Origin of the sequence: Actinoplanes sp. NPDC026619, assembly GCF_040638295.1 — a bacterium.
In the GTDB taxonomy this organism is placed as follows: Bacteria; Actinomycetota; Actinomycetes; order Mycobacteriales; family Micromonosporaceae; genus Actinoplanes.
This window is the reverse complement of record NZ_JBEZYA010000015.1, coordinates 104,485-120,784: the sequence shown is the minus strand read 5'-3', so window position 1 is coordinate 120,784 and position 16,300 is coordinate 104,485. Positions and strand designations below refer to the sequence as shown.

The 16,300-nt window shown below is 70.2% G+C and carries 13 protein-coding genes; 9 read left to right on the top strand and 4 right to left on the bottom strand.

Going from position 1 to position 16,300, the window contains the following annotated elements:
* Window positions 1-60: 60 nt before the first annotated feature.
* On the top strand, window positions 61-1,002 hold the full coding sequence (locus AB0E90_RS29720; RefSeq protein ID WP_360412914.1) for a pyridoxal-phosphate dependent enzyme: 942 nt from the start codon (window positions 61-63) through the stop codon (window positions 1,000-1,002).
* 9 nt (window positions 1,003-1,011) lie between these two features.
* On the opposite strand, the gene AB0E90_RS29715 is transcribed toward AB0E90_RS29720, so the two are convergent.
* Window positions 1,012-2,220, bottom strand: coding sequence for a DUF349 domain-containing protein (locus AB0E90_RS29715; protein ID WP_360412911.1), 1,209 nt, complete (start codon window positions 2,218-2,220; stop codon window positions 1,012-1,014).
* Window positions 2,221-2,382: 162 nt separating this feature from the next.
* Here AB0E90_RS29715 and miaA point away from each other — a divergent pair, with 162 nt between their 5' ends.
* Genes miaA through AB0E90_RS29700 form a run of 3 tightly spaced genes read left to right on the top strand, consistent with a single transcriptional unit; the run spans window position 2,383 to window position 4,872 of the window.
* Window positions 2,383-3,312, top strand: a complete 930-nt coding sequence (gene miaA, locus AB0E90_RS29710; protein WP_360412908.1) for a tRNA (adenosine(37)-N6)-dimethylallyltransferase MiaA — start codon at window positions 2,383-2,385, stop codon at window positions 3,310-3,312.
* Window positions 3,313-3,319: 7 nt separating this feature from the next.
* Window positions 3,320-4,153 carry a diaminopimelate epimerase gene (gene dapF / locus AB0E90_RS29705; RefSeq protein ID WP_360412905.1) on the top strand — a complete coding sequence of 278 codons (834 nt, stop codon included), beginning with the start codon at window positions 3,320-3,322 and terminating at the stop codon, window positions 4,151-4,153.
* Window positions 4,153-4,872 carry a glycerophosphodiester phosphodiesterase family protein gene (locus AB0E90_RS29700; RefSeq protein ID WP_360412902.1) on the top strand — a complete coding sequence of 240 codons (720 nt, stop codon included), beginning with the start codon at window positions 4,153-4,155 and terminating at the stop codon, window positions 4,870-4,872. The genes dapF and AB0E90_RS29700 overlap by 1 nt, the downstream gene beginning before the upstream one ends.
* 181 nt (window positions 4,873-5,053) lie before the next feature.
* On the opposite strand, the gene AB0E90_RS29695 is transcribed toward AB0E90_RS29700, so the two are convergent.
* A complete protein-coding gene (locus AB0E90_RS29695) occupies window positions 5,054-6,514 on the bottom strand; it encodes an NAD-dependent malic enzyme (protein WP_360412899.1) in 1,461 nt (486 codons plus the stop codon).
* A gap of 171 nt (window positions 6,515-6,685) precedes the next feature.
* Here AB0E90_RS29695 and hflX point away from each other — a divergent pair, with 171 nt between their 5' ends.
* Together hflX and AB0E90_RS29685 are read left to right on the top strand one after the other, a co-directional pair.
* Complete coding sequence (gene hflX, locus AB0E90_RS29690; protein WP_360412896.1) at window positions 6,686-8,092, top strand: GTPase HflX; 1,407 nt, start codon at window positions 6,686-6,688, stop codon at window positions 8,090-8,092.
* Window positions 8,093-8,164: 72 nt separating this feature from the next.
* Window positions 8,165-9,943 (top strand): hypothetical protein, encoded by a 1,779-nt coding sequence (locus AB0E90_RS29685; RefSeq protein ID WP_360412893.1) that lies wholly within the window; start codon window positions 8,165-8,167, stop codon window positions 9,941-9,943.
* Window positions 9,944-10,143: 200 nt separating this feature from the next.
* Here the strand turns inward: AB0E90_RS29685 and lexA are convergent, their stop codons facing one another.
* A complete protein-coding gene (lexA, locus tag AB0E90_RS29680) occupies window positions 10,144-10,869 on the bottom strand; it encodes a transcriptional repressor LexA (RefSeq protein ID WP_360413367.1) in 726 nt (241 codons plus the stop codon).
* A gap of 294 nt (window positions 10,870-11,163) precedes the next feature.
* Here lexA and AB0E90_RS29675 point away from each other — a divergent pair, with 294 nt between their 5' ends.
* The 3 genes from AB0E90_RS29675 to AB0E90_RS29665 all read left to right on the top strand — a co-directional run bounded on the left by AB0E90_RS29675 (window position 11,164) and on the right by AB0E90_RS29665 (window position 15,138).
* A complete protein-coding gene (locus AB0E90_RS29675) occupies window positions 11,164-11,484 on the top strand; it encodes a LysM peptidoglycan-binding domain-containing protein (protein WP_360412890.1) in 321 nt (106 codons plus the stop codon).
* A 287-nt stretch (window positions 11,485-11,771) separates the two neighbouring features.
* A complete protein-coding gene (gene nrdR, locus AB0E90_RS29670; protein WP_360412887.1) occupies window positions 11,772-12,242 on the top strand; it encodes a transcriptional regulator NrdR in 471 nt (156 codons plus the stop codon).
* A 31-nt stretch (window positions 12,243-12,273) separates the two neighbouring features.
* Window positions 12,274-15,138, top strand: a complete 2,865-nt coding sequence (locus AB0E90_RS29665) for a vitamin B12-dependent ribonucleotide reductase (protein WP_360412884.1) — start codon at window positions 12,274-12,276, stop codon at window positions 15,136-15,138.
* A 67-nt stretch (window positions 15,139-15,205) separates the two neighbouring features.
* Here AB0E90_RS29665 and AB0E90_RS29660 read toward each other — a convergent pair whose 3' ends face one another.
* Complete coding sequence (locus AB0E90_RS29660) at window positions 15,206-16,237, bottom strand: LacI family DNA-binding transcriptional regulator (RefSeq protein WP_360412881.1); 1,032 nt, start codon at window positions 16,235-16,237, stop codon at window positions 15,206-15,208.
* Between the last annotated feature and the right edge of the window lie 63 nt (window positions 16,238-16,300).

The following is a 16,300-nucleotide window of genomic DNA, read 5'->3' as shown; positions in this document are numbered from 1 at the left end:
TAGGTTGCCGCGAAGATGGGCATTGGACCGATGGGTCGTGCCGCGCCCACGATGCAGGGCATGGAGCTCACCTACGCCGACGTGTGCGCGGCCCGCGAGATCGTCCGCCGTTATCTGCCGCCCACCCCGATGTGGTCCTACCCGATCCTCGACCGGGTGGCCGACACCACGGTCCTGGTCAAGCACGAGAACACCCAGCCGACCGGCGCGTTCAAGGTGCGCGGTGGCCTGGTCCTGCTGGCATCGCTGCCCGATCCGCAGCGCGGCACGGTGACCTACTCGACCGGCAACCACGCCCAGTCGATGGCGTACGCGAGCCGGCTCTTCGGCGCTCCCTGCACGGTGGTGATGCCGGCGTCGGCGAACCCGGCCAAGGCGGCCGCGGTCGAGGCCTGGGGCGCCGAGGTGGTGCTGACCGGCGACGACCTGGCCGCCGCCGAGGAGCACGCCGCCAAGCTGGCCGCCGAGACCGGCGCGCGCCTGGTCAGCTGCGGTGACACGGTCGAGTTGCTGGCCGGCGTCGGCACCCTCTACCAGGAGATTCTCGAGGCCCGGCCGGACCTCGCCGCGATCGTGGTGCCGGTCGGCAGCGGCTCCGGCGCGGCGGCCGCCACGGTCGTGGCCGGCGCGCTCGCCCCGGCCTGCGAGATCATCGCGGTCCAGTCGTCCGCGTCACCGGCCGCCCACGACGCCTGGCAAACCGCTGTGCTGGAGCCCCGGCCCAACCGCACCCGGGTCGACGGCCTGGCCACCGGCCGGCCGTTCGCCCTCACTCAGCGCCATCTGCGTGATCTGGCGGATTTCGTGCTGGTCACCGACGACCAGATCGCCGGCGCGCAGCGCGTGCTGGCCCGCGACGCGCACACCCTCAGCGAGGGCGCCGGCGCGGCGGCCCTGGCCGCGGTTCTCGCCGACCGGCAACGTTTCGCCGGCCGGGAGATCGCGGTCGTCTGCAGCGGCGGCAACGCCGCACCGGGCGAGCTGGCCGCTTTGTCGCAATGAGCGAGCTAGCTAGCTGGCCGCTTCGGCCAGCGAGAGGAACTGCTTCTTCGACGCCAGCGCCTGCTCGGCGTCCTTGATGCGGCGGGCGTCGCCGGCCGCCTGGGCCCGCTCGAGACGCTGCTCGGCCTCGGCCACCTGCTCGCGCATCTGCTGCAGCAGCGGGTTGTCCTGCGGTGCGGTCTTGCGCCACGCCGAGTCCATCGCCACCCGGATGCGCTCCTCGGCGGCCCGCCAGCGACGGTCCAGCGACGCGGCGGCCTCGCGCGGCACCCGGCCGGCGTCGTGCCAGGAGGCCTGGGCGTCGCGCAGCTTGTTCTGCGCGGCCCGCGGGTCGGCGTCGACGTCGACCGCCTCGATCTCGGCCAGGATGGCCTGCTTCTTGTCGAGGTTGTCCTTGTATTCCGCGTCGCGGGCGGAGAAGACCTCGCTGCGGCGGGTGAAGAAGGAATCCTGCGCGGCGCGGAACCGCTCCCAGAGGCGCTGCTCGGCCTCCTTGGCGGCGCGCGGGGCGGCCTTCCACTCGGTCATGAGCTCCTTGAGCCGGTTGGCCGTGCTCGACCACTCGGTCGACTCGGCCAGGGTCTCCGCCTCCGTGACCAGCTCTTCCTTCGCCGTCTGGGCCTGCTTGCGCTGGCCGTCGAGAGTGGCGAAGTGAGCGCCGCGGCGGCGGGTGAAGCCGTCCCGGGCGGCGGCGAAACGCTTCCACAGCTCGCCGTCGGTCTTCTTGTCGACGCCGCGGATGTTCTTCCACTCGTCGAGGATCTCTTTGATCCGGTCGCCCGCCGTCTTCCAGCCGGTGGCGTCGGCGGCGATCTTCTCGGCCTCCTCGACCAGGGCGGTCTTGCGGGCCAGGGCCTCGACGCGGGCCGCGTCGCGGGCGGCACGCGCCTCGCCGGCCTTCTCCTCGGCGACGGCGGTGAGCTTGTCGAGCCGGGTGGCCAGACCGTCGATGTCGCCGACCACGTGCGCCTCGGCCAGCTCGGTGCGAATACGCTTCACACTGGCCAGCGAGTGCGACGCGTCGGCCGCGCCGGATTTGAGTCGGGCCTCGACCAGTTCGACCTCGGTGACCAGGTCGGCGAAGCGCCGGGCGAAGTGGGCCAGGCCCTCCTCGGGGGTGCCCGCCTGCCAGGAGCCGACCACGCGGTCGCCCTCCGCGGTCTTCACGTACACGGTGCCGTCGGCATCCACGCGCCCGAAGGCCGTCCAGTCGTTCATAACCCGTCCTCAGTCTCCCGGCGCCCGACCCCTATGAAGTGGGGGCAACCGCCGCCATAGCGCAGTGGAACGCCTAACCTTCTCATCGGCATTCTTTCTCGCGCATTGTCACAGGTCCAACCCGGTTGTGGGGAAGCGCCCGCCGATGACCGTGGCCAAACCTTGTCCTACGGTTGCTCCGTGCCGTCAAGAGCCGTTCCGCGTGTGATCACCGTCGTGGGACCGACCGCCGCCGGCAAGTCGGCCCTGAGCATCGCTCTCGCCCAGGAACTGAGCGGTGAGGTGGTGAACGCGGACTCGATGCAGCTCTATCGGGGGATGGACGTGGGCACGGCGAAATTGTCCGTCGCCGAGCGCGCGGGCGTGCCGCACCATCTGCTCGACATCTGGGACGTGACGGTGCCGGCCGCGGTGGCGGAATACCAGCGGCTGGCCCGCGAGGCGATCGACGACATCCTGGCCCGCGGGCGGGTTCCGCTGCTGGTCGGCGGCTCGGGGCTGTACGTGCGAGCGGTCCTGGAGGAGTTCGAGTTCCCCGGCACCGACCCGCAGATTCGCTCCCGGCTGGAGGAGGAGCTGGCCCGTTCCGGCCCCGGTCCGCTGCATGAGCGGCTGGGTCAGTGGGATCCGGCTGCCGCCGCGAACATTCTTCCCTCGAACGGGCGGCGGATCGTCCGGGCGCTCGAGGTGATCGAGCTGACCGGCCGGCCGTTCACCGCCACCCTGCCGCAGCCCACCCCGCACTATCCGTCGCTGCAGATCGGTGTCGACCGGGCGGTGGCGGAGCTGGACGAGCGGATCGCGCTGCGGGTCGACCTGATGTGGGCGGCCGGCCTCCTCGACGAAGTGCGCGGCCTGGTGCCGCTCGGGCTGCGGGCGGGCCGGACGGCGTCGAAGGCGCTCGGCTACCAGCAGGCGCTCGCCCAGATCGACGGCGAGCTGCCCGAGGAGCAGGCGAAAGCGGACACGGTTCAGGGCACCCGGCGGTTCGTGCGCCGGCAACGATCCTGGTTCAAGCGCGATCGGGCGATCCACTGGCTCGACGGGTCGTCCGACACACTCGTGGCGGACGCTCTCGCGGTTGCGGGATGATGGCGGCGTGATTTTCACCAAGGGCCACGGCACCGGCAACGACTTCGTGATCATCGCTGACCCGGACGGCGCGATCGAGCTGACCCCGTCGCGGGTCGCCTCGCTCTGCGATCGGCGATTCGGCATCGGCGCCGACGGCGTGCTGCGCGTCGTGCGCACCGCGAAGGATCCGGACGGTTCCGCGTTCGCCGCCGACGCCGAGTGGTTCATGGACTACCGCAACGCCGACGGCTCGATCGCCGAGATGTGCGGCAACGGCGTCCGCGTCTTCACCCGCTACCTGATCACCAGCGGGCTGGCCACGCCCGGCCCCGAGGGCCTGCCGGTGGCGACGCGAGCCGGCGTCGTGGTCGCGGTCGAGGAGGGCGACATCATCAGGGTGCAGATGAAAACCCCGCGGGTGTACGCCGCCAGCACCGCGACCGCCGGCCCCCTGACTTTCACCGGCATGGCCGTCGACTGCGGCAACCCGCACCTGGTCTGCGCCCTGCACGACGGCGTCGAGTTGCCGTCGCTGGACCTGACGGTGTCGCCCGGCTTCGACCACCCGCTGTTCCCCGCCGGGGTGAACATCGAGTTCGTCGTCGACGCCCCGCCGGTCGAGGGCAGCGACCTGCACGTGTCGATGCGCGTCCACGAGCGCGGCTCCGGCGAGACCCTGTCCTGCGGGTCGGGCGCGCTCGCGGTCGGCGCGGTGGCGCTGCGCGACGCGGGCCGGTCGACCGGTGTCGTCGCCGTCGACGTCCTCGGCGGCCGGCTCACCGTCACCCACGACGCCGCCGACCGCTGGTGGCTGGCCGGCCCGGCGGTGCTGGTCGCCAACGGCGAGACCATCGACTGATGCGGCACCGGATCGCGCATCGCGGCTACTCGGCCGTGGCGCCGGAGAACACGTTGCCCGCGTTCGCCGCGGCGGTGCGGGCCGGCGCCACGCACGTGGAGTTCGACGTGCGCACCACCGTCGACGGTGTCCCGGTCGTCATCCACGACCGCACCCTGGATCGCACGACCACCGGCGAGGGCCACGTCTGGGAGGCGACGGCCGCCGAGGTGCTCGCGCTCGACGCGGGCTCGTGGTTCTCCCCGGCCTACGCCGGTGTGCGGGTGCCGACCCTGATCGAGACGCTCGAGCTGCTCGCGGCCCCCGGCCCCGCACTTCTGTTGGAGATCAAGCCGCCGGCCACGCTCGACCAGGCCAAGGCGATCGTCGAGCTGGTCGCCGAGCGCGGCCTGCTCGACCGCACGATCGTGCAGAGCTTCGACCCCGATGTGGTCGCCCTGGCCGGGCAGGCGGCCCCGGACGTGCGGCGCGGCCTGCTCCGGATGTCGTTCGAGAGCGATGCCGTCGACCTGTCCCGCGAGCTGGGCGTCGTCTGCTGCAACCCGCCGGTCGACGACGTGCTGGCCGCCCCGGAGCGGGTTGCCGAGCTGGCCGCCCTCGGCATCGAGGTGATGCCGTGGACCGCCAACGACATCGACCGGTGGGCGGCGCTGGCCGACGCCGGGGTGGCGGGCCTGATCACTGACCGGCTGGGCGAGCTGACCGGCTGGGCGAGCTGACCGGCTGGGCGAGCTGACCGGCTGGGCGAGCTGACCGGCTGGGCGAGCTGACCGGCTGGGCCGCAGGCCCGGCCTGACCATCGGCCGGGCCGGCAGCCGGGGACGGCCCGAGCTGTCGCCTGGGCCGTCCCTGGATGCGGAACTCGTTGGTCAATCCCGTATCAAATGGGGCTTTTTGGTCTTAGAAGGATTCTCGGGGTGCTTCGTCGAGCTCGACCTCGGGGACCGCGGCGGCGTTGTGCGGCGCGTGACCGCCCCGGACGACCGCGCGGATGGCGGCGGCCACCGCCGGGGTGACCTTCGGGTCGAAGACGCTCGGGACGATGACCGTCGGGTTGAGCTTGTCGTCGCCGACCACGTCGGCGATCGCGCGGGCCGCGGCCAGCGCCATCTCCTCGGTGAACTCCTCGGCGGCCGCGTCGAGCATGCCGCGGAAGACGCCGGGGAAGGCCAGCACGTTGTTGATCTGGTTGGGCTGGTCGGAGCGGCCGGTGGCGACCACCGCGGCGTGCTGGCGGGCCTCGCGCGGGTCGACCTCGGGGTCGGGGTTGGCCAGCGCGAAGACGATCGACTTGTCGGCCATCTTGGCGATGTCGGCGCCGGTCAGCAGGTTGGGCGCGCTCACCCCGATGAAGACGTCGGCGCCCACGATCGCGCCGGGCAGGTCACCTTCGTAGTTCGACTTGTTGGTGTGGTCGGCCAGCCACTGCCAGGTCTCCGACATGTCGGGCATGCCGCGGTGCAGGGCACCCTTCCGGTCGTAGGCGATGATGTCGCCCACACCCTGCCGCAGCAGCAGCTTCATGATCGCGGTACCGGCCGCACCGGCGCCCGAGACCACCACCCGCACGTCGGCCATGTTCTTGCCGACCACCCGCAGCGCGTTGGTCAGCGCGGCGAGCACGCAGATCGCGGTGCCGTGCTGGTCGTCGTGGAAGACCGGGATGTCCAGCAGTTCGCGCAGCCGGGCCTCGATCTCGAAGCAGCGCGGCGCGGCGATGTCCTCCAGGTTGATGCCGCCGTAGGCGGGCGCGATCGCCTTGACGATCCGCACGATCTCGTCGGTGTCCTGGGTGTCGAGGACCACCGGCCAGGCGTCCACCCCGCCGAAGCGCTTGAACAGCGCCGCCTTGCCCTCCATCACCGGCATGGCCGCGGCCGGGCCGATGTTGCCGAGGCCGAGCACCGCGGAGCCGTCGCTGACCACGGCCACGGTGTTGCGCTTGATCGTCAGGCGGCGGGCGTCGGCCGGATTTTCGGCAATCGCCATGCAGACGCGGGCCACACCCGGGGTGTATGCCCGGGACAGCTCGTCGCGGTTGCGCAGCGCCACCTTCGAGCTGACCTCGATCTTGCCGCCCAGGTGGAGCAGGAAGGTACGGTCCGACACCTTCCGGACATCTACCCCATCCTGCTCCTCGAGCTGCTTGACCACCTGGTCGGCGTGGCCGGAGTCGGCGGTGTCGCAGGTCAGGTCGACCAGCACCCGGGTCGGGTCGGAGTCGACGACGTCGAGCGCCGTCACGATCGCGCCGGCCTCGCCGACGCAGGTGGTGAGACGCCCGATGGAGGAGGCGTCCGCGGTAACAGCGATGCGAATCGTGATCGAGAATCCTGCGCTGGGCAGGCGGGTGGTCACCACGGTGTGTCCTCCGGCGTCGGCAAGTGCTTCATCGCATTCTTGCGCGTCCGGAATAGCGGTTTCCAATCCGGTGGTTATTAGTGGTTCAAACACCCCCCGTCAACGCTCGGCCCGCTTATGTAGGTGCGCCCGCTCCCGGGACGTGCCACGATCGGGCGGAGGAGGTCACTTTTGCGAGACATCTACCAGGCACCCGTCCTTGACGAGGTTGACCCGACGACCGGGGACCTCGAGCTCGAGGAGCGCCATTCACTGCGCCGGGTCGCCGGCCTCTCCACCGAGCTCACCGACGTCACCGAGGTCGAGTACAGGCAGCTCCGCCTCGAGCGGGTGGTGCTGGTCGGCGTCTGGACCGAGGGCAGCGTCGAGGACGCCGACAACTCGCTGACCGAGCTCGCCGCGCTGGCCGAGACGGCCGGCTCGCAGGTGCTCGAGGGCCTGATCCAGCGGCGCAGCCGACCCGACGCGGCCACCTTCATCGGCCGGGGCAAGGTCGACGAGCTGCGTGACGTGGTTCTGTCCACCGGCGCCGACACGGTCATCTGCGACGGCGAGCTCTCGCCCTCCCAGCTCCGCAAGCTGGAGTCGCAGGTCAAGGTCAAGGTCGTCGACCGCACCGCGCTGATCCTCGACATCTTCGCCCAGCACGCGAAGAGCAAAGAGGGCAAGGCGCAGGTCGAGCTGGCCCAGCTGCAATACCTTCTGCCGCGACTGCGCGGCTGGGGTGAGTCGCTGTCCCGGCAGGGCGGTGGCTCCGGCGGTTCCGGCGGCGGCGTCGGCACGCGTGGTCCCGGTGAGACCAAGCTCGAGACCGACCGGCGGCGGATCAACACCCGCATCTCGCGTCTCAAGCGCGAGATCAAGGGCATGCGGACGGTACGCCAGACCAAGCGTTCCCGCCGTCAGGCCAGCGGGGTCCCGGCCGTGGCGATCGCCGGCTACACCAACGCCGGCAAGTCCAGCATTCTCAACCAGCTCACCCAGGCCGGCGTGCTGGTGGAGAACGCGCTGTTCGCCACCCTCGACCCGACCACCCGGCGCAGCGCCGCGGAGGACGGCCGTGTCTTCACGCTGTCCGACACGGTGGGCTTCGTCCGGCACCTGCCGCACCAGATCGTCGAGGCGTTCCGCTCGACGCTCGAGGAGGTGGCCGAGGCCGATCTGGTCGTGCACGTGGTCGACGGCGCGCACCCCGACCCGGAGGGTCAGGTCAGCGCCGTCCGCGAGGTGCTCGGCGAGGTCGGCGCCGACCGGATCCCCGAGTTGCTGGTCATCAACAAGGTGGACGCCGCCGACGAGGAGAGCCTGCTGCGGCTCAAGCGCACCTGGCCGGACGCGGTCTTCGTGTCGGCTCGCAGCGGGGCCGGGATCGCCGAGTTGCAGACGGCGATCGAGGCGCGCCTGCCACGCCCGGCCGTCGACCTTCGCGTCCTCCTTCCGTACGACCGAGGTGACCTGGTCGCCCGGATTCATCGGACCGGTCAGGTACTCAACACCCGCTATATGGACGATGGCACTGAGCTGCAGGTCCGGGTCAGCGAGCAGCTCGCTGGCGAGCTGGAGTCGTTCCGGCACTGAGAGTGGGCGGCCCTGAGCTGGGTTGATCCGCGCGTAACACCGGTTCGAGACGCCGCATGCGACACTGATCGGATGCGGCGTCTCGTGTTTCCGGCTGTTGCGGCCATAGGGCTGGTGATGGTCGGTCCGTCCAGTGCGTTTGCGGATGACCCCAACCCCACGGTCAGCGTCAAGGCAACCGCGGGAAAATCAGTCTGCAAGGTGACCGACCAGCGGCTGGACGAGCTGTCCGGACTGGTGGCCACGAAGACCGGTTTCGTGGCGATCAACGACGGCACCCCCTCGGAAGAGCGCAAGAAGATCTTCTTCCTCGACACCAAGTGCAAGGTCGTCGATGAGCAGTCGTACAGCGGTAACGGCCCGCGCGACCCGGAAGACATGATCCTGTCGGCCGACGGCAAGACGCTGTGGATCGCCGACATCGGCGACAACGATTACGACAAGTCCACCAGCCGGCCCAACCTCACCCTGTGGACGATGCCGGTCGACGGGTCGAAGAAGCCGACCGTGCACCGGGTGTCCTTTGCCGACGGTGACCACCACGACGCCGAGGCGCTGCTGCTCACCGGCGACAACATTCCGCTGATCATCACCAAGGAGATCGGCAAGCCGGCTGGCATCTACCAGCCGTCGGCGGCGCTGAAGACCAACAACGAGACCGGTGTCCCGCTGAAGAAGGTGGGCGAGCTCACCGTCAACGCGACCGAGACCGCCGGTAACCCGTATGCGCGGATCGGCAACAAGACCATCGACGGTGGCGCGATCGCACCGGGCGGAGCGAAGGTCGCGCTGCGCACCTACACCGACGCGCTCGAATGGGACGTCACCGGCGGCGACGTGCTGACCGCGCTGCTGAAGGGCAAGCCGCGCACCACCGGCCTGCCGAACGAGACGCTCGGCGAGGCGATCACCTACAGCGCCGACGGCAGTCTCTTCTACACGACGTCCGACATGAGCGGCGACCACGACAACCCCAACAGCATTCTGAAATACACGCCGGCCACCACGGTGACCGCGGTGAAGAAGGCGTCCAGCGGCTCCGGCGGCGGCTCCGGCAACGCGTGGTACGCGGACCTCACGCTCGACCAGATCACGTACGCGGTGGGCGCCGTCGGACTGCTCGGCCTGATCCTGGTCGGCGCCGGCGTGATCGGCATCACCCGGCATCGCAAGCGGGTGGGCTCGTCCGCGGCATGGGCCGGCGACGACGTGGCCGAACCGGGCGACCCGGAGACCGAGCTGATCGGTGTCGGCGGCGCCCCGCAGCGCCCGGTCTACGGCGGTGGCGCCCGGTCCGGTGCGGCGCCGGCCGCCCCCGGAGTCTACGGCGGCGCCGGCGCCCCGGGCGGCAACGCCCAGCGCAGCGGCCCGGTCTACGGCGCCGGTGGCGGTGGCGGCGCCCCGCAGTACGCTCGCCCGCCGCAGGGCGGTCAGCCACGCGGTCCCCAGCAGCCCGGCCCCGGTGGCCAGCCGCCGCGCGGTCCGCAGCAGCCCGGCGGTCAGCCGCCCCGCGGCCCGCAACAGCAGCCCGGTGGCCGCAGCGGCCCGGTCTACGGCGGCGGTGGTGGCGGTGGTGGTGGCCAGCAGTACGCTCAGCCGCCGCGCGGCCCGCAAGGACAGCGTCCCCAGCGACCGGCCGGCCCGCAGGGCCAGGGCGGCGGCGGCCCGGCCCAGGGCCAGCGCCCGCCGCAGGGCCAGGGCCAGCGGCCCGCCCAGGGTCCGCGCTCGCCGGGCGCCTACGGCCCGCCCGGCAACGGCCAGGGCCGCCCGCCCCAGCGAGGCGGAGACGGCTACGCCGACCGCAACTACCGCCCCGAGGAACGCTTCGACAACCCCGGCTACCGCCGCTGACGCGACTCAGCAATTGCCGGGAGGGGTCGGCCCATCGGGCCGGCCCCTCCCGCTTGCTATTCGAGCTCGCCGGAATTCGTCCGGTTCGGAGCTTGGTTGCCGGGCGGGCCGGTGGCCCGCGACGGCCTTGATCACCGACTGGCTTTCCGCTGAATCGGGGACTGGTGCTACGCCGTATCTCCGGCGTTTGGTGTTGATCTTCAGACGCGGCGCAGGACCGCCACCACTCTTCCCATGATCGTGGCGTCGTCGCCGGGGATCGGGTCGAAGGCCTGGTTGGCGGGCATGAGCCAGACGTGGCCGTCGCGCTGGCGGTAGCTCTTGACCGTCGCCTCGCCGTCGATCATGGCGGCCACGATGTCGCCCGCGTTGGCCGTGGGCTGCTGGCGGACCACCACCCAGTCGCCGTTGCAGATGGCCGCGTCGATCATCGAGTCGCCCTTGACCTCGAGCATGAAGACGTCGCCCTCGCCGACCAACTCGCGCGGCAGGGGGAAGAACTCCTCGACGGCCTGCTCGGCCAGAATCGGACCGCCGGCGGCGATGCGGCCGAGCAGCGGCACGTAAGCCGGCTGCGGGCGGGCGTGGCGCATGGCCTCGTCGTCGACCATCTCGCTGGGGGCGCGCACGTCGACGGCTCGGGGGCGGTTGGGATCGCGGCGCAGGAAGCCCTTCTGTTCCAAGGCTTTCAGCTGGTAGGCGACGCTGGACGGGGAGACCAGGCCGACCGCCTCGCCGATCTCGCGGACGCTCGGTGGGTAACCGTATTGCTCGACCCAGCTGCGGATGAACTCGAGGATGCGTCGTTGGCGGGCGGTGAGGTCGGCAGTCACCAGGTCGGGGAAGTGGCTGACCACGGGCGTGACGGCCCGCAGTTTGGGTGCCCCCTCACCGCGGGCTCGCGCCGGGGAACGACGCTGGGTGATCTGTTGTTGCCGGCTGGTCCGGTCGTCGGTCGACACGTCCGCCCTTCCTGTCGGCCAGTGCCTGTCGGCACGTGGTGCGCTCGCGGAGCCGGTTTCTCGCCGTGGGGATGGCGGTTGCCCGGCTGACCCTCTGACGGGAAACCGTAATCGGAGGGTGCGACATATTCAAACATCTGTACGACTTTCTTCCGGCGTGTCGCTCGGAAGTGCTCGACTTCCGTACGCGTGTTCTGATAGACCGTCGTACGGGCGTTCGATCGAACGGGTGTCCTACGGACTTTGAGAGGGTCGACCATGGTGGCGCACGACGTTCGGCGGGTCGAGCCGCCGCTGCGGCTGACGCGGCGGGGGCGGGCCGCGGTGCTGGTTCTCCTGGCGTTGATGGCCTCGCTCGCGAGTGCCGTGTTGTTCACCACCGCGTCGCGGGCCGACGATCAACCGGCCGGCGCGCTCCCTACGATCACCGTCCACGAGGGCGACACGCTGTGGGACATCGCCGCCCGTGTGCAGCCCGGCCGGAACGGCCGCGATGCGGTCGCTGATCTTCGCCGGATCAACCACCTGACCGACTCGAGCTTGACTCCGGGTCAGACTTTGATCTTGCCGAGAACGTGACGCAGTGCTGGCCTTTTCGGAACGAAAGCGCCGCCCTGTGTAGCGGGCGGTACACCGCACGTGTTGAGGCGGAAAATACGGCGCGTCGGCACGCGCTTCGCTTGCGTCGGCGTCCGCATCGGCTTACCGTCTACCCCAACATCTAGTAGTTACAAGGGTGTAAGTCATCCACTGGTTGGGGTTCCCCTCCCCGGTTCATCCACAGGCTGTTGACGACGGCGCACAGTTAGCGACGTCGTTTTTGGCGTGCCCGGAGGACAATGGAGAGGGCTCGGAAGGAGATCGAGGTGCGCTGCCCGTACTGTCGCCATGCCGACTCGCGCGTGGTCGACTCACGTGAGGCCGACGACGGAGCTCTGATCCGTCGCCGCCGCTCGTGTCCCGAGTGCGGCAAGCGTTTCACCACGGTCGAGGAGGCGGTCCTCGCCGTAGTGAAACGCAGTGGCGTGACCGAGCCCTTCAGCCGGACGAAGATCATGAGCGGGGTCCGCAAGGCCTGCCAGGGCCGGCCCGTCGACGAAGACTCTCTCGCGCTGCTCGCGCAGAAGGTCGAAGAGACGATCCGGGCCAAAGGTGCGGCAGAGATCCCCAGCCATGAAGTGGGTCTCGCGATCCTCGTCCCGCTACGAGAGCTCGACCAGGTGGCTTATCTGCGGTTCGCCAGCGTCTACAAATCCTTCGACTCGCTCGACGAGTTCGAGAAGGAGATCAGTGCGCTGCGCGAGGCGGCGGCGGTTCGCGTCGCCGGGAGCAAGTGAAGACGAGCAGTTTTTGACGAGGGGGAGCGGTATGGCCGGGGACGGCATCACAGCAGGGAAGCAGCGCAGCCGTGCGAACGGCAGCGCGCCGGCCGGGGGGCTGCGGGTCGAGCGGGTCTGGACGACTGAGGGCGTCCACCCGTACGACGAGGTCGAGTGGGAGCGCCGCGACGTCGTCATGACCAACTGGCGGGACGGCTCGATCAACTTCGAGCAGAAGGGCGTCGAGTACCCCGCGTTCTGGAGCGTGAACGCGGCGAACATCGTGACGACCAAATACTTCCGTGGCGCCGTCGGCAGCCCGGAGCGGGAGTGGTCGCTCAAGCAGCTGATCAACCGGGTCGTCGAGACCTACCGCAAGGCCGGCGAGCAGCACGGCTACTTCTCCACCCAGGCGGACGCGGAGCTGTTCGACCACGAGCTGACCTGGATGCTGCTGCACCAGGTGTTCAGCTTCAACTCGCCGGTGTGGTTCAACGTCGGCACCAAGTCGCCGCAGCAGGTCAGCGCCTGCTTCATCCTGTCGGTCGACGACTCGATGGACTCCATCCTCGACTGGTACAAGGAGGAGGGGCTGATCTTCAAGGGCGGCTCCGGCTCCGGCGTCAACCTGTCCCGCATCCGCTCGTCGAAGGAACTGCTGTCGTCCGGGGGGACCGCCAGCGGACCGGTGAGCTTCATGCGCGGCGCCGACGCCAGCGCGGGCACCATCAAGTCCGGTGGCGCCACCCGCCGGGCCGCCAAGATGGTCATCCTCGACGTCGACCACCCCGATATCGAAGAGTTCGTCACGACCAAGGCGCGCGAGGAGAACAAGATCCGCGCGCTGCGGGACGCCGGCTTCGACATGGACCTGGGCGGCGCCGACATCGTCTCGGTGCAGTACCAGAACGCCAACAACTCGGTGCGGGTCAGCGACGAGTTCATGAAGGCGTACGAGGACGGCGGCCAGTTCGGTCTGCGCAGCCGCCTCGACGGCTCGGTGATCGAGCAGATCGACGCGAAGAAGCTGTTCCGCGACATCGCCCAGGCCGCGTGGGAGTGCGCCGACCCGGGCATGCAGTATGACGACACCATCAACGACTGGCACACCAACCCCGAGACCGGCCGGATCACCGCGTCCAACCCGTGCTCGGAGTACATGTCGCTGGACGACTCGTCCTGCAACCTGGCCTCGCTCAACCTGATGAAGTTCCTCAAGGCCGACGGCGGCTTCGAGGTCGAGAAGTTCGTCAAGAGCGTCGAGTTCATCATCACCGCGATGGAGATCTCGATCGCGTTCGCCGACTTCCCGACCGAGAAGATCGGCGTCACCACCCGCGCCTACCGTCAGCTCGGCATCGGGTACGCGAACATCGGCGCCCTGCTGATGGCGTCCGGCCTGCCCTACGACTCGGAGGGCGGCCGCGGGGTCGCCGCCGCCATCACCTCGCTGATGACCGGCACGGCCTACCGCCGCTCCGCCGAGATCGCCGGCGTGGTCGGCCCGTACGAGGGTTACGCCCGCAACGCCGACGCGCACAAGCGGGTCATGCGCAAGCACGCCGCCGCCAACGACGAGATCAAGACCACCAACCCGGTCGCCACCGAGATCGTCCGCGAAGCCACCAAGCAGTGGCAGAACGGCCTCAAGATCGGTGACAAGAACGGCTGGCGCAACGCCCAGGCGTCGGTGCTCGCCCCGACCGGCACCATCGGCCTGATGATGGACTGCGACACCACCGGCATCGAGCCCGACCTGGCCCTGGTCAAGTTCAAGAAGCTCGTCGGCGGCGGCTCGATGCAGATCGTCAACCAGACGGTGCCGCGCGCGCTGCGCAGCCTCGGTTACCCCGAGGAGCAGGTCGAGGCGATCATCGAGCACATCTCCGACCACAGCAATGTCGTCGACGCGCCCGGCCTCAAGCCGGAGCACTACGCGGTGTTCGACTGCGCCATGGGCGAGCGGGCCATCGCCCCGATGGGCCACGTGCGGATGATGGCGGCCGTGCAGCCGTTCATCTCCGGCGCCATCTCCAAGACGGTCAACATGCCGGAAACGGCGACCATCGAGGAGATCGAGAACATCCACTACCAGGGCTGGAAGCTCGGCCTGAAGGCACTAGCGATCTACCGCGACAACTGCAAGGTCGGCCAGCCGCTCTCGGTGGCCAAGAAGCCGTCCGCGGCCGTCCCGGTGGCCGAGGCCGAGAAGGTCGTGGAGAAGGTCGTCGAGTACCGCCCGGTCCGCAAGCGGCTGCCGAAGAAGCGCCCGTCGGAGACGGTGTCGTTCTCGGTCGGCGGCGCCGAGGGCTACCTCACCGCGTCGTCCTACCCGGACGACGGCCTCGGCGAGGTCTTCCTGAAGATGTCGAAGCAGGGCTCGACCCTGGCCGGCGTCATGGACGCCTTCTCGGTGGCGATCTCGATAGGGCTCCAGTACGGCGTGCCGCTCGAGACGTTCGTCGGCAAGTTCACCAACATGCGCTTCGAGCCCGCCGGCATGACCGACGACTCGGACGTCCGCATGGCGGCGTCGGTGATGGACTACATCTTCCGGCGCCTGGCGCTCGACTTCCTGTCCTACGAGGCCCGCGCCGAACTCGGCATCTTCACGGCCAAGGAGCGCGCCGCGCAGGTGCAGGCGGAAGCGGCCGCCGAGGCGGCCGGCGTCTCCACCGACCTGGCCGGCATGGCCGCGTCGGCGCCGGTGTCCGCCCCCGTGGGCGCGGCATCCACCCCGGCCGAGGTCGAGAAGGCCGCCCCCACGAGCGTCGGCTCGTCGACGGAACTGCTCGAGATCGTGATGGGCCAGGCAGCGGACGCCCCGCTGTGCTTCACCTGCGGCACCAAGATGCGCCGCGCCGGCAGCTGCTACGTGTGCGAGGGCTGCGGCTCAACCTCCGGCTGCAGCTGACCACCACCTGACGAACCGCCCGGCCCCCACGCGGGACCGGGCGGTTCGCCGTTCCTCGTCTGCGTGCTCAGCGCGGTGGAATAGGCCCGGCCACGGCGGTGGACTCGCGGACCACCAGGCGGCCGGGCTGGCGGATGACGCCGGCGTGGTGGTTGCCGTCGAGCAGGGCGAACAGGTGCTGGGCCGCGGTGGTGCCGAGTTGTTCCAGGTTGAGGTCCACCGTGGTCAGCGGGGGGCGGCACTCGGCGGCCAGCACCTCCCAGTTGTCGTAACCGACGATCGCCACGTCTTCGGGGACGGTGCGGCCCAGGTCGCGCAGGGCCTCGGTCACGCCCGACGCGATCTGGTCGCTGCCGCAGAAGATCGCGTCCACGTCGGGGTGGGAGGCGAGCAGGCGGGAGGTGGCGTGCCGGCCCCAGCGCTGGGACCACTGGCCGAACAGCGGCTCGCCGATCAGCGGCAGGCCGGCGGCGTCGAGGACCTCCCGCAGGGCCGCCGCGCGGTCGCGGGCCGCCCGGTAGCCGGGGTCGCCGGTGATGTGGGCGATCTTCTTGCGGCCCAGGGACACCAGGTGCTCGGCGGCGAGGCGGGCGCCGCCCGCATCGTCGGCTATGACCGACAGGTCGGAAGGGTCGTCTGACTCGCAGTACGCATACACCACCGGAACGGGAATCTCCGCAGTCAGCGACGGCCGGACCTCGTTGGAGTCGCCCAGGATGATGAAGCCGTCGACCTGCCGCGCGAGCAGCGTGCGGATGTAGTGCCGGCGGCGGATGGCGTCGCCGCGGGCGTCGCACAACAGCACGCTCATCTGTTCGTTGCCCAGCGCGTTCTCCGCGCCGAGCAGCACCGGGATCGCGAAGCGGGCCGCCGACAGCTCGTCGGTGAGCAGCCCGACCGTCCGGGTGTTGCCCGAGATGAGGCCCCGGGCCAGCACGTTGGGCTGGAACGACAGCTCCTCCGCGGCCTGCCGCACCCGCTCGCGGGTGGCGGCCGCGACCTCGGCCCGCTCGTTCAGCGCCTTCGACGCGGTGGCCACCGACACCCCGGCCCGCTTGGCCACGTCGGTCAGCGTCACCTGCGCGCGTTTCCTGCCCACCGCACACCCCTCGAAAAGTTTTCGGCAGCATAGCACCGAGTCCATCTTGGAGATCGACGGAAA

Bases quoted from the DNA above. Each gene is read 5' to 3' on its own strand.
- AB0E90_RS29720 (WP_360412914.1), top strand. From the start codon at position 61: ATGGAGCTCACCTACGCCGACGTGTGCGCGGCCCGCGAGATCGTCCGC.
- AB0E90_RS29715 (WP_360412911.1), bottom strand. From the start codon at position 2,220: ATGAACGACTGGACGGCCTTCGGGCGCGTGGATGCCGACGGCACCGTG.
- AB0E90_RS29700 (WP_360412902.1), top strand. From the start codon at position 4,153: ATGCGGCACCGGATCGCGCATCGCGGCTACTCGGCCGTGGCGCCGGAG.
- AB0E90_RS29685 (WP_360412893.1), top strand. From the start codon at position 8,165: ATGCGGCGTCTCGTGTTTCCGGCTGTTGCGGCCATAGGGCTGGTGATG.
- AB0E90_RS29675 (WP_360412890.1), top strand. From the start codon at position 11,164: ATGGTGGCGCACGACGTTCGGCGGGTCGAGCCGCCGCTGCGGCTGACG.
- AB0E90_RS29665 (WP_360412884.1), top strand. From the start codon at position 12,274: ATGGCCGGGGACGGCATCACAGCAGGGAAGCAGCGCAGCCGTGCGAAC.